Annotated in this window: 17 protein-coding genes and 1 other RNA gene; 10 read left to right on the top strand and 8 right to left on the bottom strand. The window is 75.1% G+C overall.

What is annotated here, in order from left to right:
- Positions 1-18: 18 nt before the first annotated feature.
- A complete protein-coding gene (locus tag BLS21_RS13530; RefSeq protein ID WP_091219042.1) occupies positions 19-951 on the bottom strand; it encodes a DMT family transporter in 933 nt (310 codons plus the stop codon).
- A 204-nt stretch (positions 952-1,155) separates the two neighbouring features.
- On the opposite strand from BLS21_RS13530, the gene ffs reads away from it, so the two are divergent.
- An RNA gene (gene ffs, locus BLS21_RS13525) (signal recognition particle sRNA small type) lies at positions 1,156-1,251 on the top strand.
- 206 nt (positions 1,252-1,457) lie between these two features.
- Positions 1,458-3,803, top strand: coding sequence for a DNA polymerase III subunit gamma and tau (locus tag BLS21_RS13520; RefSeq protein ID WP_091219039.1), 2,346 nt, complete (start codon positions 1,458-1,460; stop codon positions 3,801-3,803).
- 10 nt (positions 3,804-3,813) lie between these two features.
- Here the strand turns inward: BLS21_RS13520 and BLS21_RS13515 are convergent, their stop codons facing one another.
- Together BLS21_RS13515 and BLS21_RS13510 are read right to left on the bottom strand one after the other, a co-directional pair.
- Complete coding sequence (locus tag BLS21_RS13515) at positions 3,814-4,296, bottom strand: SRPBCC family protein (RefSeq protein ID WP_091219038.1); 483 nt, start codon at positions 4,294-4,296, stop codon at positions 3,814-3,816.
- Positions 4,293-4,670, bottom strand: coding sequence for an ArsR/SmtB family transcription factor (locus BLS21_RS13510; RefSeq protein ID WP_091219036.1), 378 nt, complete (start codon positions 4,668-4,670; stop codon positions 4,293-4,295). Before BLS21_RS13510 ends, BLS21_RS13515 begins: the two co-directional genes overlap by 4 nt.
- Before the next feature lie 128 nt (positions 4,671-4,798).
- Here BLS21_RS13510 and BLS21_RS13505 point away from each other — a divergent pair, with 128 nt between their 5' ends.
- The 6 genes from BLS21_RS13505 to BLS21_RS13480 all read left to right on the top strand — a co-directional run bounded on the left by BLS21_RS13505 (position 4,799) and on the right by BLS21_RS13480 (position 11,651).
- Complete coding sequence (locus tag BLS21_RS13505; RefSeq protein WP_091219034.1) at positions 4,799-5,134, top strand: YbaB/EbfC family nucleoid-associated protein; 336 nt, start codon at positions 4,799-4,801, stop codon at positions 5,132-5,134.
- A gap of 46 nt (positions 5,135-5,180) precedes the next feature.
- Positions 5,181-5,780: a recombination mediator RecR gene (gene recR / locus BLS21_RS13500; RefSeq protein ID WP_091219032.1), complete on the top strand. Its 600-nt coding sequence runs from the start codon at positions 5,181-5,183 to the stop codon at positions 5,778-5,780.
- A gap of 314 nt (positions 5,781-6,094) precedes the next feature.
- Complete coding sequence (locus tag BLS21_RS13495) at positions 6,095-7,684, top strand: ABC transporter substrate-binding protein (protein ID WP_245700396.1); 1,590 nt, start codon at positions 6,095-6,097, stop codon at positions 7,682-7,684.
- Positions 7,685-7,777: 93 nt separating this feature from the next.
- Entirely contained in the window at positions 7,778-8,878 is a 1,101-nt protein-coding gene (locus tag BLS21_RS13490) for an ABC transporter permease (RefSeq protein ID WP_091219027.1), read from the top strand.
- Positions 8,878-9,936, top strand: a complete 1,059-nt coding sequence (locus BLS21_RS13485) for an ABC transporter permease (RefSeq protein ID WP_091219023.1) — start codon at positions 8,878-8,880, stop codon at positions 9,934-9,936. The genes BLS21_RS13490 and BLS21_RS13485 overlap by 1 nt, the downstream gene beginning before the upstream one ends.
- On the top strand, positions 9,933-11,651 hold the full coding sequence (locus BLS21_RS13480; protein WP_091219020.1) for a dipeptide ABC transporter ATP-binding protein: 1,719 nt from the start codon (positions 9,933-9,935) through the stop codon (positions 11,649-11,651). Before BLS21_RS13485 ends, BLS21_RS13480 begins: the two co-directional genes overlap by 4 nt.
- Positions 11,652-11,756: 105 nt before the next feature.
- Here BLS21_RS13480 and BLS21_RS13475 read toward each other — a convergent pair whose 3' ends face one another.
- Complete coding sequence (locus BLS21_RS13475; RefSeq protein ID WP_091219017.1) at positions 11,757-12,113, bottom strand: Rieske (2Fe-2S) protein; 357 nt, start codon at positions 12,111-12,113, stop codon at positions 11,757-11,759.
- 104 nt (positions 12,114-12,217) lie between these two features.
- Here BLS21_RS13475 and BLS21_RS13470 point away from each other — a divergent pair, with 104 nt between their 5' ends.
- Together BLS21_RS13470 and BLS21_RS13465 are read left to right on the top strand one after the other, a co-directional pair.
- Positions 12,218-14,278: a TPM domain-containing protein gene (locus BLS21_RS13470; protein ID WP_091219014.1), complete on the top strand. Its 2,061-nt coding sequence runs from the start codon at positions 12,218-12,220 to the stop codon at positions 14,276-14,278.
- 76 nt (positions 14,279-14,354) lie between these two features.
- Positions 14,355-15,116 (top strand): VOC family protein, encoded by a 762-nt coding sequence (locus tag BLS21_RS13465; RefSeq protein WP_091219012.1) that lies wholly within the window; start codon positions 14,355-14,357, stop codon positions 15,114-15,116.
- A 65-nt stretch (positions 15,117-15,181) separates the two neighbouring features.
- On the opposite strand, the gene BLS21_RS13460 is transcribed toward BLS21_RS13465, so the two are convergent.
- The 4 genes from BLS21_RS13460 to BLS21_RS13445 all read right to left on the bottom strand — a co-directional run bounded on the left by BLS21_RS13460 (position 15,182) and on the right by BLS21_RS13445 (position 18,767).
- Positions 15,182-15,616: a PPOX class F420-dependent oxidoreductase gene (locus BLS21_RS13460; RefSeq protein ID WP_091219009.1), complete on the bottom strand. Its 435-nt coding sequence runs from the start codon at positions 15,614-15,616 to the stop codon at positions 15,182-15,184.
- Between the two features lie 75 nt (positions 15,617-15,691).
- Entirely contained in the window at positions 15,692-16,771 is a 1,080-nt protein-coding gene (locus tag BLS21_RS13455) for a GGDEF domain-containing protein (RefSeq protein ID WP_091219006.1), read from the bottom strand.
- 81 nt (positions 16,772-16,852) lie between these two features.
- Entirely contained in the window at positions 16,853-17,821 is a 969-nt protein-coding gene (locus BLS21_RS13450; protein ID WP_091219004.1) for a pirin family protein, read from the bottom strand.
- 34 nt (positions 17,822-17,855) lie between these two features.
- Complete coding sequence (locus BLS21_RS13445) at positions 17,856-18,767, bottom strand: DUF5996 family protein (protein ID WP_091219231.1); 912 nt, start codon at positions 18,765-18,767, stop codon at positions 17,856-17,858.
- Between the last annotated feature and the right edge of the window lie 90 nt (positions 18,768-18,857).

The raw sequence follows: 18,857 nt of genomic DNA, 5'->3' as shown, positions 1-18,857 counted from the left end.
CCGTCGTCCCCGGGCGGTTCAGCCGCGCGGCTCCGCCACGGCCTCGTGCTCGGCTGCTGCCGGACGCCGCAGGTACAGCCCGGCCACGGCGGCCAGCACCAGCACCCCGCCGGCCAGCGCCCCGAGCGGCAGCAGCTCGCCGAGGATCGCCGTGGCCAGCGCCGTCGCCGTCACCGGCTCCAGCAGCGTGACGATGCCGGCGACCGCGCCGGGCACCGTCCGCAGCCCGCGGAAGAACAGCACGTAGGCCGCGGCGCTCGGCACGGCCCCGAGGTAGAGCAGCGTCGCGAGCGCCACGGGGTCGCCGGTGAGGTCCAGACCCGCGGTCAGGGCGACCGGCGTCAGCAGCAGCGCACCGCCCCCGAAGCCGACCAGGGTCACCGGGACGCCGGCCGGGACGTCCCCGGCGGCCAGCGTGACGACCGCGTAGCCCAGGGCCGACCCGCACGCCAGCAGCGCGCCCAGCAGCACCGCCGTCCCGGCCGAGGCGCCGGCGGTCACCCCGACGAGCAGCACGAGGCCCACGAGCGCCACGGCGAGGGCGGTGGCGGTGGCGCGGTCCGGCCGCCCGGCGCCGAGCGCCGTCCCCCCGAGCGCGATGAGCAGCGGCGCCAGGCCGAGCGCGACGAGCGTGGCGACGCTGACCCCGGCTGTGGCCACGGCGGCGAAGTAGGCCAGCTGGTAGACCGCCAGCCCGGCGGCGACCAGGGCCAGTCGGACGGCGAGCGGGCGGGTCAGCGGGACGGCGGCCGACTGGTCGCGGCGCCGGGTGAGCAGGTACCCGGCCAGCAGGACGACGGCGCCGAGGGCCATGCGGTGCCAGGCGATGTCCAGCGGGCCGAGGCCGGTGCGCTCGGCCACGATGCGGCCGCTCACACCGGAGGTGCCCCAGAAGAGGGCGGCGAGGACGACGAACGGGAAGCCGCGCGACGCGGCAGGGGTGGTGAACACGACGCTCCTGGGCGGGTCCGGATCGGGGAGGGGCGGTCCGGAGCACGGCACAGGGGCCCGGCGTCTGGCGCCGGGATCGGGTCAGCCCGCGGTGCTCCGGGTCAGGAGCGCGGCGGGGGCAGCACGAGGACGTGCCGGTGCGTCATGGCGCGGAGGGTAGCGGGGGTGGCGACCGGCCCGCGCGGGATTTCCTCTACAGTGGGTGCAGACCCCTCGTGTGGCGTCACCCTGTGAACCTCCCCAGGGCCGGAAGGCAGCAAGGATAAGCGGGCTCTGGCGGGTGCGCGGGGGGTCCCTGCTTTCTGTCGGCCTACCGGCCGGCACCGCGGCCAGGTGCCGTTCCCGGCTTGCGTGGAGCCGCTGCCCGTGTCCGGGTCGGTGGAGGGACCCCCTCCTCCCCGCCCCTGGCGCGCTCGGGGCGGTGCCCTGGAGGGGCCGCCGGGCCCCCGCGACCGGTCCGCAACGGCGTCCGCCGATCCGTCGCCTCCTCCACGTAACCTGCCTGCGTGGCTCTGGCGCTCTACCGGAAGTACCGCCCGGCGACCTTCGCCGAGGTGGTCGGGCAGGAGCACGTGACCGCCCCGCTGGTCAACGCCGTCGACGGCGGGCGGATCAACCACGCCTACCTGTTCAGCGGCCCGCGGGGCTGCGGGAAGACCTCCTCGGCGCGCATCCTCGCCCGGTCGCTGAACTGCGAGCAGGGGCCGACGTCCACCCCCTGCGGGGTGTGCACGTCCTGCGTGTCGCTGGCGCCCGACGGCCCCGGCTCGATCGACGTCATCGAGATCGACGCGGCCAGCCACGGCGGTGTCGACGATGCCCGCGACCTGCGCGAGCGGGCCTTCTTCGCACCGGTGAACAGCCGCTACAAGGTCTACATCGTCGACGAGGCGCACATGGTCACCACGCAGGGCTTCAACGCCCTGCTCAAGGTGGTCGAGGAGCCGCCGGAGTTCCTCGTCTTCGTCTTCGCGACCACCGAGCCGGACAAGGTGCTGCCGACCATCCGCTCGCGCACGCACCACTACCCCTTCCGCCTGGTGCCGCCGACGACGCTGCGCGGCCTGCTGGAGAAGACCTGTGCCGCCGAGGGCGTGCAGGTCGAGCCGACCGTCTTCCCGCTGGTGGTGCGCGCCGGCGGCGGCTCGGTCCGCGACTCGCTGTCCATCCTCGACCAGCTGCTCGCCGGTGCCGGGTCCGACGGCGTCACCTACAAGGACGCCGTCGGCCTGCTCGGCGTCACCGACGACGCGCTGCTCGACGAGACGATCGACGCCCTCGCCGCGCACGACGCGCCCGGCGTCTTCCGCGCCGTCGACCGGGTCGTCGAGGCCGGGCACGACCCGCGCCGCTTCGCCACCGACCTGCTCGACCGGCTGCGCGACCTCATCGTGCTCGACGCCGTCCCCGACGCCGGGGGCAACGGCCTGCTCGACTGCCCGCCCGACCGGCTGGACCTGATGAGCTCCCAGGCCCAGGCGCTGGGTTCGGCCACGCTGTCGCGGATGGCCGACACCGTGCACGCCGGCCTGACCGAGATGCGCGGGACGACGGCCCCGCGGCTGCTGCTCGAGCTGGTGTGCGCCCGGATGCTGCTGCCGGCCACCGACGGTTCGGAGGTGGCCACCCTGCAGCGGCTGGAGCGCCTCGAGCGGCGGATGTCCATCGCCGGCGAGCACGCCGGCCGGCCGACGGCCGAGCCCGCCGGTCCCGCCGCGCCGGTCCGCGAGGCGCGGCCGGAGCCCGCCGACACCGCCCCCGAGCAGCCCGCCCGACCCGTGCGCGAGTTCGTGCGCAGGTCGCAGGTCGCCGCCCAGGCGCCGGGCACGCCCGCACAGCCGGCGCCGCGCCCCGCTCCCGAGCCTCCCCGCGCCGAGCCCGCCCGCCCGGAGCCCGCCCGTGCCCAGCAGGAGCCGACCGGGCCGGCGCGTACCGAGCCCACCCGGCCCGAGCCGGTCGCGGCCCGCCCGCCGGCCGACGACGGCTGGCCGCAGACCGCCGAGCCGGGGTCGGGCGCCCCCGCGCGTCCCGCCGTCCCGGCTGACGACGGCTGGCCGGAGACCACCCCGCCCGGCTCGGGCGCACCGTCCCGCCCCGGCGCCCCGGCCCCGGCGGCCCCCGCGCCGGCCGCGGCCGAGGAGCGGCGGCCACCCCGCGTCGCCGTCGGGGAACCGGACATCCCGCTGCCGCCGGAGCCGACCGACGACGAGGACTGGCCGCACCCGCCCCAGCCGGCCGCAGCCGCGGCCGCGGCGGCGCGGGTCGAGCAGCCCCGCCCGGCCGCGACGTCGGCGCCGCGGGCCGCCGCGGAGTCCTCGCCGGCACCGCGCGGCAGCGAGCCGATGCCGGTGGTCACGGCCAACCCGCCCGAGTCGGCCGGCGACGGGAGCCTGGACGCCGGCGACGTCCGCCGGGTGTGGCCCGAGCTGCTGAAGGTCGTGCGGGGGCAGAAGCGCACGACCGAGGCGCTGCTGAGGAGCGCCCAGGTGCAGGACCTCACCAACGGGGTGCTCACCCTCGCGGCCACGTCACCGGCGCTGGCCAAGATGCTCGGCGACGACCTGAACAAGGACATCGTCCGGCAGGCGCTGCAGGAGCTCCTCGGCGTCCGCTGGAAGGTGCAGGTCGTGGTGGGGGGCGCCGGCCAGCCCGCGCCCGGCCGCACCGTCTCCCCGGAGGCCGCCCGCGAGGCGGCGCGGGCCGCGGAGGCGGCCGAGGCGAGCGAGCTCATGGCCGAACGGGCCGCCGAGGGGGCCGGGGGCGACCGGGAGCCCGAGCCGGCGGTCGACCCCGAGCAGGCGGCGCTGTCGCTGCTGCGCACCCACCTCGGGGCCCGCCCGCTCGACGGCTGAGGCCGCTGCCTCAGCCCTGGGCGAGGACCTCGTCGAGGCGCTCGTAGCCCTCGCGGACGCCGACCTCCATGCCGCTGGCCACGAACGCGTCGCGGGCGGCGAAGGAGTCGACGAGCGAGGTCGAGGTGAGCCGGGTGCGGCCGTCGCCGAGGTCCTCGAGGACGAGCTTCTCCAGCGCGACGCCGTCCGGCTCGCCCTCGAAGGTGAACGTCTGCACGATCAGCTCGTCGGGCCGCACCTCGTGGAAGGAGCCGTGGAAGCCGTACTCCTCGTCGCCCCGCCGGTGGACGTACCGGTAGGAGCCGCCGGTGCGGCAGTCGTAGTGGTCGATCGACATCTCCAGGCCGCGCGGGCCCAGCCACCGCGCGACCAGCTCGGGGTCGGTGTGCGCGCGGAACACCTTCGCGGGCGGGGCGTCGAACTCGCGGGTGATGCGGACCAGGGGGACGTCGGGGTCGACGTCGATCCGGGTCTCGTGCGTGGTGGTGCTCATGACGGGTTCCCTCCAGGGGTGGTGTCGTCGGTGGGGTGGGTGGGGGAGACGTCGTCCGGCATGGACGCCAGGACGTCGTCGAGACGGCGGTAGCGCTCCTCGGCCTGCCGCCGGTAGCGCTCGATCCACGTCGTCATGAGGTCGAGGACCTCGGCCTCGAGGTGCACCGGACGCCGCTGGGCGTCGCGGCTGCGGCTGACCAGGCCGGCGTCCTCGAGCACCCGCAGGTGCTTGGAGACGGCCTGGACGCTCACGTCGTAGGGCTCGGCGAGCTCGCCGACGGTGGCGTCGGCTCCCGCCAGCCGGGCGACCATGTCGCGCCGGGTGGGGTCGGCCAGGGCCGCGAAGACCCGGGAGAGCGGATCGGCGGCCATCGGGTGTCCTCCCTTCCTCAACCATTCGGTTGAGGAAGAGCGTGGACCCGTCCGGCGGAGTTGTCAACCGGTTGGTTGAGGACGCCGAGGTCCCCGCACGTGTCGGTCCCTCGGCCTACTCTCGGGTCATGTTCCCCGGAGGCCAGCCCGACATGGCACGCCTGCTCGAGCAGGCGCAGCAGATGCAGCAGCAGCTGGCTGCCGCGCAGGAGCAGCTCGCGCAGGAGGAGGTCACCGGCACGGCCGGCGGCGGCCTGGTCAGCGTCACGATGACCGGCCAGGGCGAGGTCACCGCGGTGACGATCGCGCCCGCCGCCGTCGACCCGGACGACGTCGAGAGCCTGCAGGACCTCGTCGTCGCGGCCTTCCGCGACGCCTCCCGCGCCGTCAACGAGCTCACCGCCAGCCGCATGGGGCCGCTCGCCGGCGGCCTCGGTGGCGGCCTGGGGCTGCCCGGCCTCTGAGGCCGCGCGCCCTTCCCGCCCACCCCGCCCCGACGAGAGGGACACCGTGTACGAGGGGGCCGTCCAGGACCTCATCGACGAGCTCGGCCGGCTGCCCGGCGTCGGGCCGAAGAGCGCCCAGCGCATCGCGTTCCACCTGCTGGCGGCCGAGTCGGCCGACGTCGGCCGGCTGGTCGCGGCGCTGCAGCGCGTGCAGGCCGAGGTCCGGTTCTGCAGCACCTGCTACAACGTCGCCGAGGGCGAGCAGTGCCGCATCTGCCGCGACCCGCGGCGGGCCGACGACGTCATCTGCGTCGTCGAGGAGCCCAAGGACGTCGTCGCGATCGAGCGCACCCGCGAGTTCCGCGGCCGCTACCACGTGCTCGGCGGCGCGATCAGCCCGATCGAGGGCATCGGCCCCGACGACCTGCGGGTCAAGGAGCTCATGACCCGGCTGATGAACGGCACGGTGACCGAGCTGATCATCGCCACCGACCCCAACCTCGAGGGCGAGGCGACCGCCGCCTACCTGGCCCGCCTGGTCGGCCCGCTGGGGCTGGCGGTCTCCCGGCTGGCCAGCGGCCTGCCCGTGGGCGGCGACCTCGAGTACGCCGACGAGGTCACGCTGGGTCGGGCGTTCGAGGGCCGTCGCCGCATCGACGCCTGAAGAAGGACCCCGTCCTCCCCACCCTCCGCGAGCTCAGGGCGGGGCCCGGGACGGGGCCCGGCGGCGGGACCCTGCAGGGGGCCGCCCGTCCTCCCCGGCTCGGGTGCGGCAGTCACGAGCGCGTAACGGTCGCCTGCGGACCTTCGGGAAGGCGCGGCGCCCGTGCTACGCATGGGTGATCGACACCCACGGCCCGGGATGACGCACGTTCTGTTCGGCGTCCACGCGGGTCCTCAGGAAGAAGTGAAGGTAGGCGGATGACTTCCGTTTCGACGGGTGGGCGGCGCACGCGCGTCGCCACAGCGGGCCTCGCGGTGACCGCACTGGCCCTGGCCGCGTGCGGCGGCGGTGGCGACGAGGGCGGCGGTTCCGGCGGCGGCGGTGGCGGGGACGCGCTGACGATCGGCACCAGCGACAAGATCACCACGATCGACCCCGCGGGTTCGTACGACAACGGCTCGTTCGCCGTGATGAACCAGGTGTTCCCGTTCCTGATGAACACCAACTACGGCAGCCCGGACGTCGAGCCGGACATCGCCCAGTCGGCCGAGTTCACCTCGCCGACCCAGTACACGGTCACCCTCAAGCCGGGCCTGACCTTCGCCAACGGCCACGAGCTGACCTCGTCGGACGTGAAGTTCACCTTCGACCGGATGGTCGCCATCAACGACCCGAACGGTCCCGCCGCGCTGCTGGCCAACCTCGCCGGCGTTGACACCCCGGACCCCACCACGGTCGTGTTCAACCTGGCCAGCGGCAACGACCAGACGTTCCCGCAGATCCTGTCCAGCCCGGCCGGCCCGATCGTCGACGAGGAGGTCTTCTCGGCGACCGCGCTGACCCCGGACCAGGAGATCGTCGACGGCAACGCCTTCGCGGGGCCGTACGTGATCACCAACTACGACCAGAACAACCTGATCTCGTACGAGGCCAACCCCGAGTACCAGGGGCTGCTGGGCCAGCCGGCGACCTCGCAGGTCAACGTCCGCTACTACGCCGACTCCTCGAACCTCAAGCTCGACATCGAGGAGGGCAACATCGATGTCGCCTTCCGCAGCCTGTCGGCGACCGACATCGACGACCTGCGCGGCAACGACCAGGTCGAGGTCGTGGACGGCCCCGGCGGCGAGATCCGCTACATCGTCTTCAACTTCAACACCCAGCCCTACGGTGCGACCACGCCGGAGGCCGACCCGGCCAAGGCGCAGGCGGTCCGCCAGGCCATGGCCCACCTGATCGACCGCCAGGAGATCGCCGACCAGGTCTACCGGGGCACCTACACCCCGCTGTACTCGCACGTGCCCGACGGCCTCACCGGCGCGATCACGCCGCTGCAGGACCTCTACGGCGACGGCAACGGTGGCCCGGACGCCGACAAGGCCACCCAGGTGCTGCAGGCCGCGGGCGTGACGACCCCGGTGCAGCTGTCCCTGCAGTACTCCAACGACCACTACGGGCCGTCCTCCGGTGACGAGTACGCCCTGATCAAGGACCAGCTGGAGTCCAGCGGGCTGTTCACGGTCGACCTGCAGACCACCGAGTGGGTGCAGTACTCCGAGGACCGCGTCGCCGACGTCTACCCGGCCTACCAGCTGGGCTGGTTCCCGGACTACTCCGACGCCGACAACTACCTGACGCCGTTCTTCCTGACGGAGAACTTCCTCGCCAACCACTACAGCAACCCGCAGGTCAACGACCTGATCCTGCAGCAGGCGACCACGCCGGACCCGGCCGCGCGCCAGGCCCTCATCGAGCAGATCCAGCAGCTCGAGGCGCAGGACCTGTCCACGCTGCCCTACCTGCAGGGCGCCCAGGTCGCGGTCGTCCGGACCGGGGTGGAGGGTGCGGCGGACACGCTGGACCCGTCCTTCAAGTTCCGCTACGGGGCCCTGAGCCAGGGCTGACCGGACCGGCCTGAGAAGGTAGCGACACCGGCCCCGGGTGACCCCGCCGCCACGGCGGGGCCACCCGGGGCCTCCATGTGCGGAAGTGATGGCATGACCACAGCAGCGACCGAGCTCGCGGCCGGCGACCCGGCCCAGGAGGACGCACCGGCGGCACGCAGCCGCCGCGGCAGCGGGGGACTGGGGAGCTACGTCCTCGTCCGCTTCCTGCTGATCATCCCCACCGTGTTCATCCTGGTGACGACGGTCTTCTTCCTGATGCGCTCGACCGGTGACCCGATCACCGCGGCGCTGGGCGGTCGGCTGACCGCCGAGGAGCTCGCCCAGCGGGTGAGCGAGGCCGGGTACGACCGGCCCCTGTTCGTGCAGTACCTCGAGTACCTCGGCAACGTCTTCACCGGCGACTTCGGGACGACGCTGTCCGACCGCCGCCCGGTCACCGAGGTGCTCACCACCTTCGGGACGGCGACCCTCGAGCTGGCGGTCTACGCGCTGGTCGTGGCCTTCGCCGTCGGCATCCCGCTCGGCCGGCTGGCCGCCTACGCCCGCGACCGGTGGCCCGACGCCGTCCTGCGGGTCTTCGCGATCCTCTGCTACGCCACCCCGGTCTTCTTCGCCGGGCTGGTGCTCAAGCTCGTCTTCGCCAGTGGGCTGGGCTGGCTGCCGGTCGCCGGCCGGGCCTCGACCCGCGCCGAGATCGAACTGCAGTTCCTCGACGACCCCACCGGCATCTACCTCGTCGACGCCCTGCGCCTGGGCGACAGCGAGGTCGTGCTCGACGTCCTGGAGCACGCGGTGCTGCCGGCCGTCGCGCTCGGCCTGCTCACCGCCGGGGTGTTCCTGCGGCTGGTGCGCACCAACGTCATCGGCACGCTCGGCACGGGATACGTCGAGGCCGCCCGCTCCCGCGGGGTCGCCGAGCGCCGGCTGCTGCGCAAGCACGCCTACCGCCCGGCGCTCATCCCGATCATCACGGTGATCGGCCTGCAGGTCGCGCTGCTCATGGGCGGCGCGGTGCTCACCGAGACGACCTTCGAGTGGAAGGGCCTGGGGTTCCAGCTGGCGCAGTACCTGCAGGCCCGCGACTTCGTGGCCGTGCAGGGCATCGTCGCGCTGCTCGCGGTCATCGTCGCGGTCACCAACTTCGTCGTCGACGTCATCGCCGCGCTCATCGACCCCCGGGTGAGGTACTGATGGCCACCTCCGTGACCGCTCCTCCCGAGGACGCGCCCCGCACCGACCCGTCCCGACGGGGATGGCGCCGGCTGCCCGTCGTCCACCAGCTGCGGCAGAGCGTCGGGCTGCAGCGCGGCATGCTCGTCGCCGGCCTGATGCTCACCGGCCTGTTCCTGCTGACCGCGCTGTTCGCCCCGCTGCTGGCGCCCTACGGGCACGCCCAGCTGCGCGACGCCGACGGACCGTTCGGCGCGCAGCAGCCGCCGTCGGCCGAGCACTGGCTGGGCACCACCGTCGGCGGCTACGACGTGCTCTCCCGGGTGGTCCACGGCTCGCGCACCGCGATCCTGGTGATCCTCGTCGCGATCGTGCTCTCGCTGTTCGCCGGCGTCCTGCTCGGCCTGGTGTCGGGCTACTTCGGCGGCTGGCTGGACCGCGTGCTGGTCGTGGTCTGCGACGCGGTCTACGCCTTCCCCTCGCTGCTGCTGGCCATCGTCATGGCGATCGTGATCAGCGGCGGGCAGTCCAGCCTGTTCGGCGGCATCCTGGCCGCGGCGATCTCGATCACCGTGGTGTTCATCCCGCAGTACTTCCGCGTGGTCCGTGCCGAGACGGTGCGGATCAAGAACGAGGCCTTCGTCGAGTCCGCCCGCGTGGTCGGGGCCGGGCACTGGCGGATCATGACCCGGCACGTGCTGCGCAACGCCACCCGCACGCTGCCGCTGATCCTCACGCTCAACGCCTCCGAGGCGATCCTGACCCTCGCCGGGCTGGGGTTCCTCGGCTTCGGCATCGAGCCGACGGCGGCCGCGGAGTGGGGCTACGACCTCAACGCCGCCCTGTCCGACGTCACCAGCGGCATCTGGTGGACGTCGATCTTCCCCGGCCTGGCGATCGTGCTGGTCGTGCTCGGGCTGACCCTGGTCGGCGAGAGCCTCAACGACCTGGCCGACCCCCGGCTGCGCAGCCGCCGCGCCGCGGGGTCGGCGGACACCGCGGAGACGCCGGTCGTGCCCGGCGGTGCGCTGGACGCGGGCCCGGGCGGCCTGGACGGGATCGAGGAGACCCACCGATGACCACCGCACGCGAGGACGTCGTCGCCATCGACGACCTGTCGGTCGCCTTCGCCACCGACGCCGGGACCATCGCCGCCGTCCAGGGGGTGAGCCTGTCGGTCGCCGCCGGCGAGGTGCTCGCCGTCGTGGGCGAGAGCGGCAGCGGCAAGACGGTGACCGCGCGCAGCATCCTCGGTCTGCTGCCGGAGACCGCCACCACCCGCGGGGCCGTGCTGCTGCGCAGCCGGGACGGCGCCGAGCAGCACGACGTCGTCACGCTGTCCCGCCGTCAGCTGGGGGAGGTGCGGGGGCGGGACGCCGCCATGGTGTTCCAGGAGCCGTCGACCGCGCTCAACCCGGTCTACCCCGTGGGCTGGCAGATCGCCGAGGGGCTGCGCGCGCACGGGCGGATCAGTCGCAAGGAGGCCCGCGCCAGGGCGATCGACGTCCTCCGGCGGGTCGGCATCCCCGACCCCGAGGAGCGGGTCGACCACTACCCGCACCAGTTCTCCGGCGGGCAGAAGCAGCGCATCGTCATCGCCCAGGCGCTCGTGCTCGACCCCGGCGTGATCATCGCCGACGAGCCGACCACCGCCCTCGACGTCACCGTACAGGCCGAGATCCTCGACCTGCTGCGCCGCTGCCGCGACGAGTTCGGCGCCGCCATCGTGCTGATCACCCACAACATGGGCGTGGTGGCCGACCTGGCCGACCGGGTCGCGGTCATGTACCAGGGGCGGGTCGTCGAGCAGGCCGACGTCCGGACGCTGTTCTCCGCGCCGCGGGAGCCCTACACCCAGCAGCTGCTGGCCTCGGTGCCCCGCCTCGGGGAGGGCCGGGCCCGCGCGGAGGAGCGGGCGTCCCGCCGGCCGGCCGGCTGGACCGACGCGGCGCCGGTCGTCGAGGCCCGCGACCTGCGGATCGTGTACCCGGGGCGGCTGCGGCGTCCGGACTTCGTCGCCGTCGACGGCGTCAGCTTCGCGATCCGGCCGGGGGAGGTCCTCGGGCTGGTCGGGGAGAGCGGCAGCGGCAAGACCACGATCGGGCGCGCCATCGCCGGTCTGACGAAGGTCACCGGCGGGTCGCTGCAGGTCCTGGGCGCCGAGATGAACGGGGTCCGGGAGAAGGCGTTCCGGCCGGTGCGCCGGCGGATCGGCTTCGTCTTCCAGGACCCGGCGTCGAGCTTCAACCCGCTGCTCACCATCGCCGAGGCGGTCGCCGAGCCGCTGGTGGTCAACGACCGGGCCGACGACCCGCGCGCCGCCCGCGGCCGGGTCGACGAGCTGCTCGAGGCCGTCCAGCTGCCGAGGAGCTTCGGCGACCGCTTCCCGCACGAGCTCTCCGGCGGGCAGCGGCAGCGGGCCAGCCTCGCCCGGTCGCTGGCGCTGGACCCCGAGCTGCTCATCGCCGACGAGCCCACCTCCGCCCTCGACGTGTCGGTGCAGGCGCGGGTGCTCGAGCTCTTCGCCGAGCTGCAGCGCGAGCTCGGGTTCGCGTGCCTGTTCATCAGCCACGACCTCGCCGTCGTCGACCTGCTCGCCGACCGGATCGCGGTGCTCCACCGCGGCCGGCTGGTCGAGGAGGGGACCGGTGCCGAGGTGCTCGGCGCGCCCGGGCACCCCTACACCCAGCGGCTGCTGGCCTCGCTGCCGGTGCCCGACCCCGAGGAGCAGGCCCGCCGCCGGGCGACCTGGCAGGCCCTCGCCCAGGTGGAGGGAGTTCTCCCCGCGTCCTGAGGGAGGGCCGCGTCCTCTCACCCTCCGCAGTGGAAGGCCCCGTCCCCCTCGCGCCGCGCACGCTCGGCGCGAGCCCCCGGACGGGGCCGGGGTCCCGGGACGGGGCTATTCCAGGACGACGTCGTCCCCACGGCGCAGCGCCCGGCGGACCCGCAGCCGCAGGACCCGGGCGTAGGCGCGGACGAACTGCGTGTAGCCGGGGGTCGGCCCGTGGTAGCCGAGGAAGCCGTGCGGGCCCTCGACCATCTCGCCGGTCCGGACGTCGTAGCGGCTCTGGTGCCACGGGCAGACCAGGCAGCCCTCGGCGTCGATGCTGCCCTCGGAGAGGTCGGCGAGCTGGTGGCGGCAGCGCCGGGAGACGGCGAAGTACCGGCCGTCCCGGTTGCCGACGGCCCAGTCGCCGACGCGGCGGACCGCACCCGGCGGCAGGTCGGCGGCGGGGATCCGGTCGGGCTCGGTCATGCGTCCTCCAACGGTCTCGGGCCCGCAGCCCTACCCCCGGGAGCGACGGGTCAGACCGGCCGGCGCGGGTAGGGTCGCCGCACCCGAACCCCGGAGGTCCTCCCGTGCGCCGGCTGCCCGCCGTCCTCGTCCCGCTGGCCGCCCTGGTCCTCCTCGGCGGAGGCCCGGCGCTGGCCGAGCCACCGTTCGACGTGCCGGACCAGGTCACCGACCGCGCCGGCGTGCTCGTCGGCGACGAGTCGGCGGTCGAGGCCGCGGTCGCCGAGCTGCAGGCCGAGGAGCAGCTGCAGCTGTTCGTCGTCTACGTCGACTCCTTCGACGGGCTCGATCCGGCCGAGTGGGGCACCCGGACCGCCGAGCTGTCCGGGCTGGGCGGCAACGACGTCCTGTTCGCGGTCGCCGTCGAGGACCGGCGCTACGCGTACAACCCGCCCGCGGACTTCCGGCTCTCCGACCAGGAGATCGAGGAACTGATCGCCTCCGACGTCGAGCCGGAGCTCACCGCCGGGGACTTCGACGGGGCGGCCGTCGCCTTCGCCGAGGGGCTGGGCAGCGGTGGCGGCGACGGCGGCAGCGGGCTGGGCACGGTGGCGGTCGTGGGCGGCATCGCGGCGGCCGCGGGCGGGGCCTACCTGGTCTCGCGGTCCCGCCGGCGCCGGCAGGGGCCACCGCCCACCCAGCGGCTGGAGCGGCCCGACCCGCACGCCGGCGTCCCCACCGAGCAGCTGGAGGCGCAGGCCAGCACGGCGCTGCTCGAGCTGGACGAGGCGGTCAAGACCTCCCGGCTCGACCTGGACTACGCCCGGCTGCAGTACGGCCAGGAGGCGGTCGCCGGCTTCGCCGAGGCGCTGACCGCCTCGGAGCAGGACCTGGCCCGGGCCTTCTCGCTGCGCCAGCAGCTCGACGACGAGCACCCGGAGGACGAGCCGACGAAGCGGCGGGTGTTGGCCGAGATGCTGCAGCTGACCGCCGCGGCCGACGCCCGCCTCGACGAGCAGGCGGAGGCCTTCGACCGGCTGCGCGACCTGGAGCGCACCGCGCCGCAGGCCCTCGAGGCGCTGTCCTCCCGCGCCACGGCGCTGCGCGGCCGGCTGCCCGCCGAGGAGGAGCGCTTCGCCGCGCTGCAGCGCCGCTACGCCGCCACCGCGCTGGCGCCGGTCGCCGACAACCTGGTGCAGGCGCGGGCGCGGCTGGACGCCGCCGAGCAGGAGATCGCCGAGGCACGCGACGAGATCGCGGCCGGGCGCTCGGGCGCCGCTGTCGGGGACATCCGGGTCGCCGAGGACGCGCTCGCCCAGACCGGCACGCTGATGGACGCCGTCGCCCGCCTGGGCACCGACCTGCAGGCGGCCGAGGTCCGGGTGGCGCAGGTGCGGGCCGAGACCGAGGAGGACCTCGCCGAGGCCCGCGCGCTGGTCGCGGGGGGCACCGGCAGCGGGCTGCGGCCGCAGGTGGCCCGGGCCGAGGAGGCCCTGACCTCGGCCGACGCGGCGCTGCGCCCGGCCGACGGCGGCCTGCCCGACCCGATGGCGGCCCTCCGCCAGCTGGAGGAGGCCGACATCGCGCTGGAGCAGGCGCTCGCCGTGGCGCGGGACGCCGAGCAGCGGGCGCGGCGGGCCGCGGCGTCGCTGGACCAGGCGCTGCTCACGGCCCGCTCCGGCATCGCGGCGGCCGGCGACTTCATCAGCACCCGCCGCGGTGCCGTCGGCCCCGAGGCCCGCACCCGGCTGGCCGAGGCGCAGCGGCACCTGGACCTCGCGGTCGCGCAGGGCCGCACCGACCCGGTCGGCGCGGTGCGCGAGGCCCAGCTGGCCGACACGCTGGCCCAGGAGGCGCTGCAGCGGGCGCAGTCCGACGTGGCCGGCTGGGGCGGCGGTGGGTACGGGCCCGGCGGCTTCGGCGGTGGGTACGGGCCGGGTGGCTTCGGCGGCGGCTACGGCGGCGGATACGGCGGTGGCCGCGGCGGCGTGGACCTCGGCAGCCTGGTGCTCGGCGGGATCCTCTTCGGCGGCGGGCGCGGCGCGGGCGGCTACGGCGGCTCCTACGGAGGTGGCGTCGGCGGCGGCTCCTTCGGCGGCGGGGGCGGGTCCCGCGGCGGCGGGCGCGGTCCGGGCAGCTTCGGCGGCTCGCGCAGCCGCGGCCGCTCCGGTGGCGGGCGGTTCTGACCGGCGTCCCCGCACCCCCGGGAACTGTCGGTCCCCGGTGCCACGGTGTCCTCCCCCCACCCGACGAGGAGGAGCGATGCCCACTCGGAACACCCCGTGGCCGGCCGGCACCCCCTGCTGGATCGACTACGGCGCCTCGGAGATCGACGCCGCGAAGGACTTCTACGGCCGGCTGTTCGGCTGGGAGTTCGAGGGCGGTGACCCGGAGTACGGCGGGTACCTCAACGCCACGCGCAACGGCGAGCCGGCCGCCGGCCTGGGCCCGCTGATGGACCCGGGGGACTCCCCGGGCTGGACGACGTACTTCGCGACCGACGACGCCGCGGCCACGGCCGCCCGCATCCGGGAGGCCGGCGGCGCCGTCGTCGTGGAGCCCATGGAGGTCGGGCCGATGGGCACGATGGTCATCGCCGCCGACCCGCAGGGCAACGCGTTCGGCCTGTGGCAGTCCGGCCAGCACACCGGGTACCGCGTCTTCAACGAGCACGGGTCGCTGGTGTGGAACGAGGCCGCGGTCGACGACCCGGCCGCCGCGCGCGGGTTCTACACGGCGGTCTTCGGCTTCACCTGGGCCGAGGTGCCCGGCGCGGAGGGCTACCAGACCTTCGCGATCGGGGACCGCATGCTCGGTGGCCTCGGCGGCCACCAGCCGGGCTCCCCGAAGGGCTGGACGGCGTGCTTCGCGGTCGACTCCACCGACGAGGCCGTCGCCACGGTGGAGTCCGGCGGCGGCAAGGTGACGATGGCGCCGATGGACACCGAGTACGGCCGCTTCGCCGTGGTGGAGGACCCGTGGGGTGCCCCGCTCTCGGTGATGCAGCCGCCGTCGGGCAGCTGACGGACGCAGCCGCGAGCCGGTGCGGTGGACCGACCCCGACCACCCGCCGGCCGCGGCTCAGCGCATCAACCCCGGACCTGCCCGTAGGTGTGCTCGGGGCGCAGCCGGATCACGAGCCGGCGGTCGGCGACCATGGCCGCGCGGTAGGCGTCCCAGTCGTCGTGCTCGCCGCTGAGCGCGCGGTAGTAGCCGACGAGCTCCTCGACCGTGGCGTCGTGCGGGTCGGCCGCGACCGGGCTGAGCTCGGCGGTGCCCTCGACGGCGACCCACGTCCAGAAGTCCGCCGAGGTCACGTGCAGGGTCGCCCGGGGGTCGGCCTGCAGGTTGCGGGTCTTCGCGCGGTCGGCGGTCACCGAGATGCGGGCCAGCTGCTGCTCGTCGTCCCACGCGTAGAAGAGGTTCGACAGCTGCGGCCGCCCGTCGCGCTTGATGGTGGCCAGCACACCGGCGTGCTGGGTGGCGACGAAGGCGAGCATGCGGGGGTCCACGGCGGCGCTCATGCCGGCAGCAACGCCCTCCGGCGCCGTCCTGTGCCCGCCGACCCTCGTCGGGGCGGGGTCGGACCGGGGCCGGGGTCAGCGTCCCGACGGGGTCGCGGGCACGGTCCGCGGGCCGTCGAGTGCCGTGGGGGGCACACAGGCACGGTCCCGGCCACTGTGCTTCGCGCGGTACACGGCCGCGTCCGCCGTGGCCTGCAGCCCGACGGGGTCGCTCCACGTGACCGCCGCCGCGCCGACGCTCACGGTGGCCGCGAAGGGGGCGGCGGTGGTGCGGACGTGGGTCACGAGCCGCTCGGCGATCCCGGTCGCCTCCGGCAGGTCGGTGTCCGGCAGCAGGAGGGCGAACTCGTCCCCGCCCAGGCGCCCGACGACGCCCTCGCTGCGGGTCAGCTCCTGCATCGAGCCGGCGACCAGGCGGAGCACCGCGTCCCCGGCCAGGTGACCCAGGGTGTCGTTCACGGTCTTGAACTCGTCGACGTCGACCAGGAGCAGGCTGAGCGGCCGGTCGGTCGTCGCGCGGGCCGCCTCGGCGCGGAGTCGCTGGTGGAAGGCGCGGTGGTTGAGCGCACCGGTCAGCCCGTCGCGCTCGGCGAGGAGGGCGAGCTGCTGGGCGTAGGCGGCGGTGCGCTGGTAGGCCCGCTGGTGGTTCGCGGACGCGAAGGCGCAGGTGGCGGTGGCGGCCGCGAGGGCGAGGGCACCCACGAGGACGTGGTCCGCCGGTACACCGCCGACCCCCAGCCCCATGCCCAGGTACCCGACGAGGATGGTGCCGCCGGCCAGCGCCACACCGACCGGCGGGTAGGCCAGTGCCGCGTGCGCCAGCAGGACGAACAGGAACAGCACGTAGGGGCTGTCGGCCCCCGTGTCGAGCAGGCAGACGGTGGTGACCAGGGCGATGCCGGCGGCCTCCCAGGCATCGTAGAACAGCCGGCCCCACGGGGAACGGACCAGCCGCTCGACCGGGACCAGCGCCAGCAGCGGAGCCGCCCCGGCCACCACCGCGGCCAGGGCGAGGATGGCCCCGCCACGAGGCGGGTCGGTGGCCAGCGTGCGCACGGCGATGATCGCCGGCAGGACCCCGCACAGCACGATCCCGCTGACGGTGTGCCGTCGCCAGAAGGCGACCCGCTCCTCGTCCTGGGCCAGCGCTCTCATGGTCCTGTCATCGCCCCGGCCGTCCGGGTTCCACAGAGACCCGGCGGTTCCTCTACCTCCTCGGGGGGAGGCGCGCCGTCCCTAGCGTTCGCGGCCGCGGGCCTTGAGCGGGACCGGGGGCAGCGGCGGGGCCTCGAGCCGGTCGCCGTCGTAGCCGACCACGGCGCCGAAGCGCCCGTCCTCTTCGTTCCACCGCTCGGCGTACTCGGCGATCTCCTCACCGGAGCGGCCGACGAAGTTCCACCACATGACGATCCGCTCCTCGAACGGCTCGCCGCCGAGCAGCAGCAGCCGGGTCGGCCCGGCAGCGCGCACCCGCACCGTGCGCCGGCCGGTGCCGAGGTACAGCATCGCGCCGACCTCCAGCGGCGCCTCCTCCACCTCGGCCGACCCGGACGAGGCCAGCAGGGCGTACTCGAAGTCCGGCTCCAGTGGCAGCTCGACGTCCGTGCCGGCGGTCAGTGCCAGGTCGGCGCCGACCAGCGGGGTGTGCGCGGTGCCCGGCGAGGTGGCCCCGCCGAGGCTGCCCATGAGCACGGTGGCGGTCAGCCCGTCGGAGGTGAAGCCGGGCAGCGAGGTGTGGTGGGCGAAGGCCGGCGCGGTGTCGCGGGCGGTCTCCGGCAGCGCCACCCACAGCTGCGCGCCGTGCAGGTACCGCGGGTGCTCCGCCGGGGACTGCTCGGAGTGCGCGATGCCGTGCCCGGCGGTCATCAGGGCGAGGTCGCCGGGGCGGATGCGCGCGTCGCTGCCGAGCGAGTCGCGGTGGTGCACCTCGCCGTCGAGCAGCCAGGACACCGTCTGCAGGCCCGTGTGCGGGTGCGGGGGCACCTGCATGCCGGGGGAGGCGGTGATGTCGTCGGGGCCGTAGTGGTCGACGAACGCCCACGCCCCGACCAGCCGGCGCCCCAGGGTGGGCAGCAGCCGGCGCACCCGGGTGCTCTCGCCCAGCAGCACCTCCTTGCCCGGCAGCAGGTCCAGCACGGGGCCGGCGGCGGTGCCCTCCAGTCCGCCGAGCTCACGGGCGGGTGGGCGGCGGTCGAGGTTGCTCATGGCGCAGGCCTCCGGACGGTGGGTGGGATGGGGGTCATCGGGGCTCCGGGGCGGTCGGGCAGCGCAGCGCCGCGAGGTCCCACCCGGCGCGGCGGGCGCCGGCGGCGTAGGCGCTCTCCAGGAAGTCCAGGACGACGCCCCGCGGGTCGGCCGCGGTCCGCACGTCGTCGTAGGGCAGCAGCGCCAGGTGCGCGCCGCGGCTGTCGATCCAGCGCGCCGCGGCCGGCCGCAGCGGCTCCTCGACCAGGCCCGGCGGTTCGGGGGCGGTGTAGGAGTAGAAGGCGGGCTCGGGCACCTGGTCGTCGCCGAACCAGAAGCCGGCGCTGATGACCTCGTGCGAGTAGGCCTCGCGGGTGACCGGGTCGACGGTGTCCGGCTGCTCCACCCGGCGGTCGGAGAAGCGGGTGACGGCGAGGTCGAAGGTGTGCCAGAAGTGGTGCACCGGGCTGGTCTTGGCGTAGCTGCGCCCGGCGAACTCCTCGAGCACCTGCGCCACCTGGCCCAGCACCACCCAGTAGCGGGTCACCCGGTCGCGGTCGTAGGAGGCGTGGTGCTCGTCCTCGGCGAACGGGGTGCGGTCGGCCAGGTCGAACGGGACCGGGATGTCCACGGTGGCGGGCAGGCCGAGCGTCGCGAGGGTGTCGAGCAGCTGCCGGTAGAACGCCGCCACGCTCAGCCCGGGCAGCGGGAACGACGCCCGCCGTCCGTCGGCGACGGCCACCTCCAGCCGGTGGTCGACCAGGTCGAGGTCGACGGCGAAGACCGGGTCGAAGCCCATCGGGCGGGTGGTCAGCCCCCGGCCGGTGAGGTGGAAGGGGATGTGCCACCAGTGGTTGCGCCGCGGGGCGTTGGCCAACCGCAGCTTGCCGACGACCTGCAGGAACCGGTGCAGGGTCTCCTTGGTGTCGGCCCACTCGGCCAGCGGCATGGGCGGGAAGACGGACACGGGCGGCTCCTCCGTCGCGGGACCGGTCGCGGCCAGCATGACGATCCCGGCGGCCGGGCGGTAGCCGCCGCCCGGGGACGCCGGTTTGGG

The sequence above is a fragment of the Geodermatophilus siccatus genome (genome assembly GCF_900103785.1).
Taxonomy (GTDB): domain Bacteria; phylum Actinomycetota; class Actinomycetes; order Mycobacteriales; family Geodermatophilaceae; genus Geodermatophilus; species Geodermatophilus siccatus.
The sequence above is the reverse complement of the archived record's forward strand: the minus strand, read 5'-3'. Positions and strand labels throughout refer to the sequence as shown.